Genomic DNA, 13691 nt, shown 5'->3' with positions numbered 1-13691 from the left:
ACGAGGTGTGATGGTCGCCACCGCCCGTAACTATACATGCGTATATATACAGTCGTATGGTGCTCGTCATGAACTGGTTGCTCAAGACCGCGCGGCGCGGCTGGGTGCTGCTGACGGTTGTCGGGGTCGTCACGGTCGGCGGTTTCGTCATCGACCGCTTCCACGGCGTGTTCGGCAGCCAGCATTCCGCCGAAACCCGCACGGACAACATCGTTTCGACCATCCCGAAGTACGTGACGTACGAAGTGGACGGACCCTCCGACACCAGCGGGATGATCAGCTACGTCGACGAGCGGGCCCAGCCGCAACGCGAGCGCTTCACCTCACTGCCCTGGTCGAAAACCCTGACCACCACGGTGCCGAGCGTGTTCGCCAACCTCGTCGCACAGGGCGACAGCAGCCGACTGACCTGCCGCATCACGGTCAATGGCGAGCTGCGTGACCATCAGTCATCCGACGGCGCTTCGGCGACCACGTTCTGCCTGGTGAAGGCAGCATGAGCGGCCAGCACAGCAGCCGGGGCCGCTATCCCCGGCTGATCCGCATCCTGTCGGTGCCGATCATCCTGATCTGGCTGGCAGCCACCGCGGCCACCAACCTGCTGGTGCCCAAACTCGAGGTCGTCGGCGCGAACAACGCCGTGTCGCTCTCCCCGCAGGACGCTCCATCGGTCATCGCGACCAAACACATCGGCACCACATTCGGCGAATTCGATTCCGACAGCGTGCTGATGATCATCATCGAGTCGGATCAGGCGCTCGGCAACACCGCACGGCAGTACTACGGCGACCTGGTGCACCAGCTCCAGCAGGACACCGCACACATCGAGCACGTGCAGGACTTCTGGGGCGACCGCATCACCTCGGCCGGATCCGAGAGCGAGGACCACAAGGCGGCCTACGTCCAGGTGAACCTGCGCGGTGACCAAGGGTCCACCGAGGGTGTCGAATCCGTGGATGCGGTGCGGCACATCGTCGACCGCAGCCATCCGCCGGCCGGGGTCAAGGCGTTCGTCACCGGCCAGGCCGCCCTGGTCGCCGACACCAACGAGGCCGGCGACAAGAGCATGGTCAAGATGACGGTCGTGACGCTCGTCGTCATCGCGTTGATGCTGCTGGTCGTATACCGCTCCATCGCAACGACATTCATCGCGCTCCTGGTCGTACTGACCGAGATGAGCATGGCCCGCGGGCTGGTCGCCGTCCTCGGTAATGCCCAGTTGATCAGTCTGTCGACCTTCGCCGTCAGCGTGCTGACCGCGCTCGCGATCGCCGCCGGCACCGACTACTGGATATTCCTGGTCGGCCGCTATCACGAGGCCCGCAATGCCGGCGAGGACCGGGAAACCGCCTATTACTCAACGTTTTCCAGCGTCTACCACGTGATCCTCGGCTCCGGCCTGACCATCGCCGGCGCCATGATGTGCCTGCTGTTCACCCGGCTGAACTACTTCAACACCCTCGCGCTGCCGTGTGCGACCGCGATGACCGTCATCCTGGTCATGGCGCTGACCTTCGCACCCGCCGTGATGGTGGTCAGCACCCACTTCGGGCTGCTGGACCCCAAGCGTGCCAACAAGACCCGCGGCTGGCGCCGGGTCGGCACCGCCGTGGTCCGGTGGCCCGGGCCCATCCTGGTCGCGGCCACCGCCGCCGCGCTGGTCGGCGTGCTGGCATTGCCCGGATACCGCACCAACTACGACAACCGCTTCTACGTACCGAAAGACGTGCCGTCCAACATCGGCTATGCCGCGGCCGAAGAGCATTTCACCTCCGCGCGGATGAACCCCGACATGTTGATGGTCGAGGCCGATCACGACCTGCGGAACTCCCGGGACATGCTGGTGCTGGACCGGATCGCGAAGAACATCTTCCGGGTTCCGGGTATCGCCCGGGTGCAGAGCATCACGCGCCCGCTCGGCCCACCGATGGAACACGGCTCGGTGCCGTTCCAGATCAGCGCGCAGGCCGTCTCGATGAACGAGAACCTGCAGTTCCTGAAGGCCCGCCTCGGCGACGTGCAGACCATGACCGACCACCTCACCTCGATGATCGGCATCATGCGGCACATGCACGACCTCAGCGTGCAGCTGGCCGATGCCACGCATGCCGGAGATGTTGCCGCGCAGGACATGTCGGCGACCACCGCCGAGTTGCGGGACCAGATCGCCGATTTCGACGACTTCTTCCGGCCGCTGCGGAACTACTTCTACTGGGAGCCGCACTGCTTCGACATTCCGGTCTGTCACGCGATGCGCTCGGTGTTCGACGCCACCGACGGCTTCGACCGGCTGGCCGACAACACCAGGGCACTGTCGGACGCCATGGGCAAGCTCGACGTGGTGACGCCGCAGATCGCCGCCCAGCTGCCACCCCTGATCAGCCTGTCCACGGACGTCCGCAACCTGATGCAGACCATGCGCAGCACTTTCGACGGCATGGTCACCCAGATGGAACGCATGACCGACACCGCTGCGGCCATGGGTCAGACGTTCGACGACGCGAAGAACGACGACATGTTCTACCTGCCGCCAGAAGCGTTCAGCAGCCCCGACTTTCAGCGCGGCATGGAACTGATGCTCTCCCCCGACGGCAAGGCGGCCCGCTTCATCGTCACTCATGACGTTGATCCCGCAACCCTGGAGGGCATTTCGCACGTCGATGCCGAACTGCAGGCCGCCAAGGAGGCCGTCAAGGGCACGCCGCTGGCCGGCGCGAAGTTCTATCTGGGCGGTACCGCCGCGACCTACAAGGACATCCAGCAGGGCGCGCACTACGACCTGCTGATCGCCGCCCTCGCCGCCATCATCCTGATCTTCGTGGTGATGCTGCTGATCACCCGGGCCCTGGTCGCGTCGATCGTCATCGTCGGCACCGTGGTGCTGTCGCTGGCCGCGTCGTTCGGTCTGTCGGTGCTGATCTGGCAGTACTTCCTGGGCATCGAGTTGCAGTGGCTGGTGATCGCCATGTCGGTCATCGTCCTGCTGGCCGTCGGCTCCGACTACAACCTGCTGGTGGTGTCCCGCTTCAAGGAGGAGATCAGCGCCGGCCTGCGCACCGGACTGATCCGTGCCACCGGCGCCACCGGTGGCGTCGTCACCGCCGCCGGCCTGGTGTTCGCGTTCACCATGATCTCGATGATCGCGAGCGATCTGCGGTCGGTCGGCCAGATCGGCACCACGATCGGACTCGGCCTGCTGTTCGACACCTTCGTGGTGCGCTCCCTGATCACCCCGTCGATCGCGGCACTGCTCGGACGCTGGTTCTGGTGGCCACTGAAGGTCCGGAGCCGTCCCGCCCGTGCCGCTGAAACCACCAGCACAACACCGGAATTGGAGATGGCATGAAGCTGCGTCCCTTCACCGATCTGACCACTGTCACCGCGATCGACTCCGGTGTGTTCACCGCCAACATCGACGGCAGGTGGACCATCGGCCCCAAGGTGCACGGGGGCTGCATGATGGCGCTGTGCGCCGCCGCCGCTCGCCAGAGTGTTCCCGACGCCGCCGACCTGGCCCCGATTGCGTTGAGCGCCAACTACCTCAACGCGCCCGATCCGGGCGAGGTCCGGCTCAGCACCACGATCCGCAAACGCGGCCGACAGGTGAACCTGGTCGAGGTCGAGCTGTCACAACGCGGCCGGGTCGCCGTCACGTGCTCGGTCACCCTGGGACAACTGGATGCGAAGCCGCCGCGCCATCAGGTGCCGCTGGAAGTCTGCTCCATGACGGTCGAGCCGCCGGCTGATGCGGTACCGGTGACCGCCGACCATCCGCTGGGGCACGTCGTCCACGTCGCGCAGGGCTGCGACATGCGTCTGGACGCGGCAACACCGTTCCTGACCGGCGCCGAAGGCGAGCCTGTCACCCGGATATGGTTGCGTCCCTTTGCCTCCGACGAAGCCGATCCAGATGCGACCTTGCTCTTCGCGCTGATGGCCGGTGACATCACACCGCCGGTCACGATGAACCGCGGACACTTCGGATGGACGCCGACGGTCCAGCTGACCACCTACCTGCGGCGCCGGCCCGCACCCGGATGGCTGCGAGTCATGGCCAGCTCCACCGTCATCGGCGACACCTGGTTCGAGGAGGACCACCTCATCGTCGATGCCAACGGCCAGGTGGTCGTACAGAGTCGCCAAATGGCGATGCTGCCGCTGGGGTCCTGACGATCAATAGACGGACACCGCGTTGTCTGCGACCCAACGCTTTTCGGCGTCCGAGCCCATGGGCGGCGGGATCAAGCCGTTGATCATCCAGAGGTCCTCACTGGTCTCATCGACGTGAAACTCCCAGTGCGGGTTGTCCTGCGCTTCCAAATACGGACCGAGGATCGACTTGATCCAGTGGGCAATGCGGTGGCGATGGTCCTTGTCCGCGGCGCGGCGGGCGATGTGGTCGATGACCACCCGCAGCCCGACGTCGGTCTGCTCACCACCGACATACAGGTCACCCGAACGGGTTTCGTTGAAGATGACCACGACGTAGAACCGCGGAAGCCCCGCTTTCTCGTAATGATCGGTGATGCTGCGCGCCAGCGCACGTTTGTCCTCGGCGGTGAAGAAGTCCGGCGTGTGGTGAATGGTCCACAGCGGCATGCCGTCAGACCGCCATCGCGAAGGTCAGGTTCTCCACCGGACCCGACAACGCCGACTTGACACCCACCGACACTTCATCGGCCAGGACCTCGACCGCACCCGCTTCAAGTCCGTCGATGATGCGGGTCGCGATGTCCACCGCCGTCGTCTTCGGACCCGGGATATCGGCGACCATGTCGGTCTCGATCAGCCCGGCGTGCACCCCGACCACCTGCGTGCCTTGTGCCGCCAGCTCGCCGCGCAGCGAGTTGGTGACCGACCAGATCGCGGCCTTCGAGGCGCCGTACGCCGCGCTTCCGGCCACCCAGGACAACACCGAATGCATGTTGATCAGGGCGCCACCGCCGTTGGCCGCCAGAATCGGAGCGAAGGCCCGAGCCACTCGCAGCGGCCCGAAGACGTTGATATCGAAGGTCGCCTCGATATCGTCGAAACCGCCGGTCAGCAGCGAACCGGGCAACAGGATGCCCGCGTTGTTGAAGATGATCTCGGCATCCGGCGCGAGCTCGGCGAACGCGGAAACCGATGCCTCCGAACGCACTTCGAGCTCGACCGGGACCACTTCGGGGCGCTCATCGGTGAACGGCGACCGGCCCGTCGAATAGACCTTGCGCGCTCCCCTGGCCAGAAGTTCGTCGACGAGTGCGGCGCCCAGACCCCGCCGTCCGCCGGTCACCACGACCACCTTGCCTGCCACTGCGACCATCTGAAGCTCCCTTGCTGAATAACGATGACGTTACTAAGATGGAAGCACGGATATCTGAGTAACGCAAGCGTTATCCAAAAAGAGGGTGTGATGGAGTTCGAGGAAAGACTGCGCGACCGCCAGTGGTCGATCAAGGACGGCTGCTCGGTGGCCAAGCTGCTGGACCTGCTCAGCACCAAGACCGTTTTTCTCGCTGTCCGCGAAAGCCTTTTCGGTACAACGCGATTCGAAGACTTCGTCGAGCGGATCGGAACGTCCGCACCCGCGGTGTCACGCGCGCTCAAACAACTCGAGGCCGCACAACTGATGGTGCGGGTGCCCTATCAGGAGCCCGGCAAGCGCGCGCGGGACGAATACCGGCTGACCGAGGCCGGCGAAGACCTCCTGCCGGTGTACCTGGCGATGAGTCAGTGGGGCGACAAGCATCTGCAGAAGGGCGGACGCGGTCCGTTGTGCTTCGTCGACCGGGAGTCGGGCAACCGGGTTGGCGTGATCGTCACTGATGATCCAAATGCTGCCACCGTTTCCGCAGGTGACATCGAGATCCGGCTGAATCGGTCGTGAGCTTTGCCCATTCCGGAATCAGCAACCATCGCGTCACCGTTGGAGATGAAATGACAGCGCACCCCTTCACGGACCTCACCACCGTCACCGCGGTCGGTGACGGCACCTTCACCGCCACCATCGACCCGGTGTGGACGATCGGCCCGAAGGTGCATGGGGGCTGCATGATGGCGGTGTGTGCCGCGGCCGCGCAGCAGGCCATCGGTGCAGAATCCGACCTGGCACCTGTCGCCGTGAGCGCCAACTACCTGAATGCGCCGGACCCCGGCGAGGTGCAGCTGACGACAACGGTCCGCAAGCATGGGCGCCAGGTCGCCCTGGTCGATGTCCAGCTGTCGCAGAACGGTCGCGCAGCGGTCAGCTGCGCGGTGACGCTCGGACCGCTGGACGCCAAGCCGCCGCGCCATCAGGAATCGCTCGAGGTGTCCTACCTGCCGGTGGAACCACCTGCGGATGCTGTACCGGTGACCGGTGGCCATGCGGTCGGTGCGATCGTCCACGTGGCACAGGGGTGCGAGTTCCTGCTCGACGCAGCGACGCCGTTCCTGTCCGGCGAGGAGGGCGACCCCGTCAACCGAATGTGGTTGCGGCCCTTCGCCGACGACGAGGCCAATCCCGACACCGCCCTGCTGTTCGCGCTGATGGCAGGCGACATCACTCCCCCGGTCACCATGAATCAGGGACACTTCGGCTGGACGCCCACCGTGCAGCTCACCACGTACGTGCGACGGCGGCCGGCGCCGGGATGGCTGCGGGTGCAGGCCAGTTCGACCGTGGTCGGCGAGACGTGGTTCGAGGAGGACCACGTCATCCTGGACTCCACCGGCCAGGTGGTCGTCCAGAGCCGGCAGCTCGCGATGCTGCCGCGCGGTTAGGCGCCCAGTTCCACCAGCTGGGCGTCACCCTGGATCGTCGAGAACTGTTGCCACCACACCCAATCGGTGATCGCTGCCCGCAGGTCGGCCGCGTACGGCGCGGTGTACGCGCGGTACAGCGCCGCCGACTCCTGCAGGCGGCCGTAGGCAGCCAGCTTCTCGAGGTGTGCCGTCCGATACGTCTCGCCCGTCGTCTGCATCAGCGGGCGGATCGATTCCATCCATGCCTTGCCGATGGCCGCGGGGTCCGGCGGGACCAGCTGAACCGGCTGCGGCGGCAACGCTTCATGCAGCTGCGCGTCCGGCCACCCCGCGAGCTTCGCGGCGGCCTCGGGAGCGATGACCTCCAAGCGGGTGCGGCCCTTCATCAGGCCGTCCGTCGGAATGTCCTCGGGCGGAATGACTCTCGTCTGCAGGCTGCCGGCGAACGGCTGCACTTCCTGCTCGGTGCCGATGATCACCTTGAGCGTCTTCTCATGGAAGGTGCACCACGCCTGCAGGGCGACGAACGGCTCGCGGACCCACCGGCCGCGCTGGCCGGCCGGGATGCGCTCGTCAGCGCTGACGAAGATCACCTGCGACGGTAGGCACATGCCGTCCGGAATGAACGACACCCCATAGGAATTCGCGGCGATGATCTCGCCGTCGGTCGTCACGCCCACCGCCCACACGAAGTTCCACGCCATAGCCGGGATCGACGGCGGCGCGTGCAATGCCGCCGCGATTCGCTCGGCGAACTGCACATCCGCGTCACCCGCGGACTTGCGCACCAGACCGGCCCGCGCCGCGGCAGCCATCGCGTCACGTTCGGCGCGCGCCGCCGTCACCGGGATCGGCGCCGCGGCAGCGGCGTTCTGCTGCTGGTTGGTCGACATCGGCGCGACGCCCGGACCACCCGGACCACCGGCACCTGCGCCGGGTTGCGCGACCGGCGCGGCCGGCGACGGCGTCGGTGCCGGGCCCAGCGGGGCGGCCGGTGCGGCGCCGGCGGGTGTGCCGGTCGGCGCGGCGGCACTTGCCGCGCCGGCTGCCTGAGTCACTGGTGCCGCACCCGCGCCGCCGGTGCCTGTCGCCGCCCCACTTGCAGCGGCCGGAGTGCCCGACGCTGCGCCCGTCTGGGTGGCGGGTTCGGGCGTCGTGAGTGGAACAGCATTCGCCGCCGCGGACAACGGTTGAGTCGGCAGTTGGCCGAACGGGTTCTTCGGAGCCTGCGGGCCTTGGGCTTGCTGACCGGTTGGCTGGCCGGCGCCTTGGCCAGTTCCTTGGCCTGTGCCTTGGCCTGTGCCCTGGCCTGTGCCCTGGCCGGTCGGGGCGCTTGACGACGGGCTGCCAGACGTCGACGTGCCAACCGACGAAGTTGATGGCGCGCCGGTCGGAGTTGCCCCTGGCGGCATCGGACGCGATCCCGGTGATCCCATTGCCGTGTTGATGCCAGCAGCAGGTGCCGGTGCGCCCGATGCGTCAGGGTTTGCGGGCGTCTGCGGTACGTTCACTTGAGGAGTCGCGGGCTTCGCGGGCGCAGCATCCTTCGTTCCTCCACCACCGCGGGCCGGATCAGACGTGCCCGCGTTGGCCGCCAATTGTGAGGGCGAAGGACCGTCCCCGGCGCCGTCCTTCGCTCCTCCACCACCACGGGGCGGGTCGGATGTACCGGCATTGGCCAATTGCGAGGGCGACGGACCTCCCCCGGCGGCGTCCTTCATTCCTCCGGCGCCCTGCCCACCGCCACCTCCGGTCGAAGGTGGCCCCGGTGGCTGCCCGACCTGAGGAGTGCCGGGGGAGCCAGGACTACCCACTGGTGGAGGAGATACCGGCCCAGGCACCCTGCCGTCCGCGCCGGGTGTACCGGCCGGAACGCTCAATTCCTGGGCCAGGGCAGTTGCACACTTAGCCACCGCGGCGGTGTTTTCGGCTAGACCCAGGGCCTTCATCGTCTCAATCATTTTGGTGAACAGAGCCGCCGAGTTGAAAAACGCATTTGCCGCGGCTGTATCACCAGATTGATTCGCCGCATGTGCAGCCGCCAGCATGTTCTTAGACGCTTGCTCGAACTGTAGACACGCCTGCTGAATAAGCTCGGCAGTTCGATTCACCTCGTTCTTGGTCTGCACTACCGCAGACTCGGCGCGGAAGACTTTTCTCGCAGCGTCGTATGCGGCTTTGCATGCGTCCCCATACGAGCCTAGAACGCCGGTGGCTGCAGCTTGCGCAAGCCGACCGGCCTCCCCCTCCCAGTCGGATAACTGCATCCGCTGGTGCGCATGGTGTGGAATCAGCTCCCCATCGAGGTGGTCGCCCAACGCCATGAGTCTCACGGCAATGTCATTGAGCGCATTCTCATCGATGTCCGGGAATGCCGGTGGAACGACGGTGGCCTCGCCGTACTTACCGCCTTGATAGCGCTCAATTGGTGCCATCCTAAATCACCATTCGGTTGAATACACCGCAGGAGTCATCATGAGAAAAATCAAAGATTCACTAGCAGACAAACGCCGGTCGTCAAATACGTACGAGAGCATGTGATTTTCACTCCTAACCGGTAATGGCATCGCAAGCAGCCAGAACAATTCCAGGCGACATTTGACCCGCGAGGTAGATACTCGAATCGTTCGGTTGGTAAGTCGGCAAAGCCTCAATATATGTACGCCTATACTGGACCCCCAACAGGATCAAATCCTGGACAATCGCGTTAGGACTCCGCTGCGCCAGCTCCTCGAGTGCACTGGCGGTCGAACTCATGACCGCCACGACCATAGTGGTGAGAGATTCCTGCTCCGGCGACCAATTGCCCGCCGGTATTTTCGGATCGGTATTCAACCATTTCTTAAAATCCGGGTTCTGCAATAATTGGTCGAGAGTAGGGCCGAGGTCCCGACATACCGGGTCAGGGGATTCAAACATTCTTTGCGGATTAGACGGGACTCCGACCGGCGCAATCGACTTGGGCGGAGCCAGCGCAGGAATCAACGAGGCTCGTGCGGCGGCAGCCCCTGAAAACACAGCGCTACAAATATGCCCGATAACGTTTCCAGCAGTAGAGGTCGCCTGTGCCAGATTGTCATCTACCGGACGATATGCGTCCAGTTTGGAAATGCTATCCGCGTAAGCGCGCGCATACACGATGAACTGACCGTATAACTCCCGCATAACGCGGTGTGTAGTCATTTTTGCCAACGGTACTGCTTGATCCGCAACCGTGCGCATGACTTTTGCAACCGCTTCATACTGCGCGCGCACCTCCGGTGTCCAGGCAGACGCGGGCAAGGACTGATCTCTCTGTGCCCAACCGTTGCGTCCAGCCGCGGCGAACGTTGCCTGAATCGGTGTCCACGGCGCACACGAGGGGTCCTCGGTGATGATCCCGACCGGACCGGTGTCATTGGCACTCGCGACATCGGACGGCGCAGCTGAGGTCTTGGTGCCGCCGCCCTTGCCGTCACCGCTGTTCTTCGTGCACGACACTGCGACTACGGCCGTCACCGCGATGACCGCCACCAACGATACCGCCCCGATGGCCCACTTGGCGGCGCCGCCCTTCTTCGGCGGAACCGGAGCCGGCCACGGCTGCTGCGGGCCCCACTGCCCACCCGGTCCTGGCTGGCCCGGCCGGCCACCCGGCTGCTGCGGCGGGGGCGCACCCCACGTCGGCGGTTGCGTCACAGATCGCCCTCCCTCAGAAACTCAACGCAAAACAGTCAAGACCGAAAATTACACATCGACCGCAGGGTTTGCGGCGTGGCGCCCCGACCGCGGCGCAGGCTTGGAAGGCGGCACCGGCGCGGCCGGGCCGCTGCTGGGCCCGGCAGCGGCGTGCTTCTTGTCGGCCTCGCGGTCCTTGTTTTCCTCAGGCTTCTCGTCCCGCTTCTCCTCGCGGGCCTTCTCGTCGCCCGGCTTGCGCTCCTCCGGCTTGAGCTGTTGACCGGCAGCACCACCGACTCCCCCGGTACCTGCGTCTGCCGGCTTGGCCCCGTCTTTACCGGCCTGTCCGGCGAGCTGCTGGACCTGCTGTCCGATCTGCTGTGCCGCCTGCATCGCGGTCTGCGGAACCGAGCCGAGTGCCTGCATGGCCTGCGCGGGCGCCTGGAAGGCCTGCATCGCCATGCCCATCATCTGGCCAAACTGGCCCATTCCACCGTCGGCACCGCCGCCAACTTTGCCCGCGGCGGATGCGGGATTGAGGCTGTCGCCGGCGGCCTTCTGGATCGTCTGCCCGCCGGCATCGTCAGCGTTCTGATAAGCGCTCTTGGCCGACGAGACCTTGCCCGCAAAGGCCTGATCTTCCGCCTGCGCAGCGGCGACCTTCTCGTTGGCGCCGTCGACCAATCCTGGGATATACGACGAGAGCATCAAGCTGACCGGATCACCGTGTGCAGGAAGATGCACCCAACCCAGGGGCGGCACCGAAGCCGCCGACCACGACAAGGTCTCCAGGTCGATCTTCAACTCACCGCTCAACGCGTCCACCCCCACATCTGGACAGTCCCGCATCTGAGATTACCCGCACCACCAACCCCAGTCCTGCACCAATCTTGCGCAGCGCTGGGTACGAGTTTGCTCAAGTCACGAGCGACAGCGGAAAAGCGCGCTAGGCGGCCGAAGTCACGCGGTAGACGTCGTACACGCCTTCGACGTTGCGCACCACGTTCAGCACGTGTCCGAGGTGCTTCGGGTCGCCCATTTCAAAAGTGAAGCGGCTGATCGCAACTCGATCGTTGGACGTGGTGACCGATGCCGACAGGATGTTGACCTTCTCGTCCGCCAGCACGCGGGTGACGTCGGACAGCAGACGGTGCCGGTCCAGCGCCTCGACCTGAATGGCCACCAGGAACACCGACGACGGCGACGGCGCCCACTTCACGTCGATGATGCGCTCGGCCTGCTGCTGCAGCGACGCGGCGTTAGTGCAGTCGGTCCGGTGCACGCTGACGCCACCGCCGCGGGTCACGAACCCCATGATGTTGTCGCCGGGCACCGGCGTGCAACACTTGGCGAGCTTGCACAGCACCCCGGGCGCACCTGGAACCGCCACGCCCACATCGTCATTCGTACGGCGCCGCACCGGCATGGTGGCCGGCGTCGACCGTTCGGCGATCTCGTCGGCAGCGTCGTCGTCACCACCGAGCGTGGCCACCAACCGCTGCACGACGTGCCGGGCCGAGACATGTCCCTCACCGACGGCGGTGTACAGCGCCGAGACGTCCGCGTAGCGCAGTTCGCGCGCGAGCGCGGCCATCAGTTCGGCGTTCATCAACCGCTGCAACGGCATTCCGCCGCGGCGCACCTCGCGGGCGATGGCGTCCTTGCCGGTCTCCAGCGCCTCTTCACGCCGCTCTTTGGCGAACCACTGCCGGATCTTGGCCTTGGCGCGCGGCGACACCACGAACGTCTGCCAGTCGCGCGACGGACCGGCGTTCTGCGCCTTGGAGGTGAAAACCTCGACCACTTCACCGTTTTCGAGCTTGCGCTCCAGCGCCACCAGGCGGCCGTTGACGCGGGCGCCGATACAGCGGTGTCCGACCTCGGTGTGCACGGCATACGCGAAGTCGACGGGTGTGGAACCGGCCGGCAGCGTGATCACGTCACCCTTGGGCGTGAACACGAAGATCTCCTGCACGGCAAGGTCGTAACGCAGCGACTCGAGGAACTCGCCCGGGTCGGCCGCCTCACGCTGCCAGTCGAGCAGCTGGCGCATCCACGCCATGTCGTCGATCTCGGTGGCATGTCCGCCCGCGGGTAACCCGTTGCGGCCCTTGGCTTCCTTGTACCGCCAGTGCGCGGCGATGCCGTACTCGGCGGTGCGGTGCATGTCGATGGTGCGGATCTGCACTTCCAGCGGCTTGCCCTCCGGGCCGACGACCGTCGTGTGCAACGACTGGTAGACACCGAAACGCGGCTGCGCGATGTAGTCCTTGAACCGCCCGGCCATCGGCTGCCACAGCGAGTGCACGACGCCGACCGCGGCGTAACAGTCGCGGATCTCGTCGCAGAGAATGCGGACACCGACCAGGTCGTGGATGTCGTCGAAGTCGCGGCCCTTGACGATCATCTTCTGGTAGATGGACCAGTAGTGCTTGGGCCGCCCTTCAACGGTCGCGTTGATCTTCATGGCCTGCAGCGAATTGGCGATCTCGGCACGCACCTTGGCCAGGTAAGTGTCACGCGACGGCGCCCGGTCGGCGACCAGCCGCACGATCTCCTCGTACCGTTTGGGGTGCAGGATCGCGAAGGACAGGTCCTCGAGCTCCCACTTGACGGTCGCCATACCGAGCCGATGGGCAAGAGGCGCAATCACTTCGAGCGTCTCGCGCGCCTTCCGGGCCTGCTTCTCCGGCGGCAGGAACCGCATGGTGCGCATATTGTGCAGCCGGTCGGCGACTTTGATCACCAGCACGCGCGGATCGCGCGCCATGGCGATGATCATCTTGCGGATGGTCTCGGCCTCGGCCGCCGAGCCCAGCACCACTTTGTCCAGCTTGGTGACGCCGTCGACCAGATGACCGACCTCGGTGCCGAACTCGGCAGTGAGCGCCTCGAGCGTGTAGCCCGTGTCCTCGACGGTGTCGTGCAGCAGCGCGGCGACGAGCGTCGTGGTGTCCATGCCGAGCTCGGCGAGGATGTTGGCGACAGCCAGCGGATGGGTGATGTACGGATCACCGGACTTGCGCAACTGCGGCGCGTGCCGCTCCTCGGCAATCTCGTAGGCACGCTGCAGGATCGCCAGGTCGGCCTTGGGGTAGTACTCGCGGTGCACCGCGACGAGCGGCTCGAGGACGGGATTGACCAGGCTGCGCTGGGCGGTCATGCGGCGGGCGAGCCGGGCACGGACACGGCGGGACGCGCTGACGGTGCCCTTGGCCGCTTCCAGTGACGCCGCCTGCGGCGGCTCGGGCGGCGCCGACTGGACCTGCGTCACCTTGTCGTCAGCCAACGCCGCACACCTCCTACAC

Annotated in this window: 11 protein-coding genes; 5 read left to right on the top strand and 6 right to left on the bottom strand. The window is 65.7% G+C overall.

The window, feature by feature from the left end; all coding sequences use genetic code 11:
• Positions 1–68: 68 nt before the first annotated feature.
• Genes ACZ5IQ_RS13680 through ACZ5IQ_RS13670 form a run of 3 tightly spaced genes read left to right on the top strand, consistent with a single transcriptional unit; the run spans position 69 to position 4170 of the window.
• The gene (locus ACZ5IQ_RS13680) at positions 69–500 is read left to right on the top strand and encodes an MmpS family transport accessory protein (RefSeq protein WP_244872570.1); all 432 of its coding nucleotides are present in this window, start codon (positions 69–71) and stop codon (positions 498–500) included.
• Positions 497–3346 (top strand): MMPL/RND family transporter, encoded by a 2850-nt coding sequence (locus ACZ5IQ_RS13675; protein WP_212811613.1) that lies wholly within the window; start codon positions 497–499, stop codon positions 3344–3346. The genes ACZ5IQ_RS13680 and ACZ5IQ_RS13675 overlap by 4 nt, the downstream gene beginning before the upstream one ends.
• Positions 3343–4170 (top strand): thioesterase family protein, encoded by an 828-nt coding sequence (locus ACZ5IQ_RS13670; RefSeq protein WP_212811614.1) that lies wholly within the window; start codon positions 3343–3345, stop codon positions 4168–4170. Before ACZ5IQ_RS13675 ends, ACZ5IQ_RS13670 begins: the two co-directional genes overlap by 4 nt.
• 3 nt (positions 4171–4173) lie before the next feature.
• Here the strand turns inward: ACZ5IQ_RS13670 and ACZ5IQ_RS13665 are convergent, their stop codons facing one another.
• Positions 4174–4599, bottom strand: a complete 426-nt coding sequence (locus ACZ5IQ_RS13665; protein WP_212811615.1) for a tautomerase family protein — start codon at positions 4597–4599, stop codon at positions 4174–4176.
• A 4-nt stretch (positions 4600–4603) separates the two neighbouring features.
• A complete protein-coding gene (locus ACZ5IQ_RS13660) occupies positions 4604–5305 on the bottom strand; it encodes an SDR family oxidoreductase (RefSeq protein WP_212811616.1) in 702 nt (233 codons plus the stop codon).
• 90 nt (positions 5306–5395) lie between these two features.
• On the opposite strand from ACZ5IQ_RS13660, the gene ACZ5IQ_RS13655 reads away from it, so the two are divergent.
• Together ACZ5IQ_RS13655 and ACZ5IQ_RS13650 are read left to right on the top strand one after the other, a co-directional pair.
• Positions 5396–5869: a winged helix-turn-helix transcriptional regulator gene (locus tag ACZ5IQ_RS13655; RefSeq protein WP_064858996.1), complete on the top strand. Its 474-nt coding sequence runs from the start codon at positions 5396–5398 to the stop codon at positions 5867–5869.
• Between the two features lie 50 nt (positions 5870–5919).
• Entirely contained in the window at positions 5920–6744 is an 825-nt protein-coding gene (locus ACZ5IQ_RS13650; RefSeq protein WP_212811617.1) for a thioesterase family protein, read from the top strand.
• Here ACZ5IQ_RS13650 and ACZ5IQ_RS13645 read toward each other — a convergent pair.
• The 4 genes from ACZ5IQ_RS13645 to ACZ5IQ_RS13630 form a co-directional block, all read right to left on the bottom strand.
• Entirely contained in the window at positions 6741–7784 is a 1044-nt protein-coding gene (locus ACZ5IQ_RS13645; protein ID WP_212811618.1) for a secretion protein EccK, read from the bottom strand. The genes ACZ5IQ_RS13650 and ACZ5IQ_RS13645 overlap by 4 nt on opposite strands.
• 1492 nt (positions 7785–9276) lie before the next feature.
• On the bottom strand, positions 9277–10404 hold the full coding sequence (locus ACZ5IQ_RS13640) for a Vmc-like lipoprotein signal peptide domain-containing protein (protein WP_464481353.1): 1128 nt from the start codon (positions 10402–10404) through the stop codon (positions 9277–9279).
• A 48-nt stretch (positions 10405–10452) separates the two neighbouring features.
• On the bottom strand, positions 10453–11208 hold the full coding sequence (locus ACZ5IQ_RS13635; protein WP_212811620.1) for a hypothetical protein: 756 nt from the start codon (positions 11206–11208) through the stop codon (positions 10453–10455).
• A gap of 121 nt (positions 11209–11329) precedes the next feature.
• Positions 11330–13672, bottom strand: coding sequence for a RelA/SpoT family protein (locus ACZ5IQ_RS13630; RefSeq protein WP_212811621.1), 2343 nt, complete (start codon positions 13670–13672; stop codon positions 11330–11332).
• Positions 13673–13691 lie beyond the last annotated feature (19 nt).

The sequence above is a fragment of the Mycobacterium toneyamaense genome (genome assembly GCF_055384815.1).
Note: the sequence above shows the minus strand (reverse complement) of the source record. Positions and strands in the feature narration are given on the sequence as shown.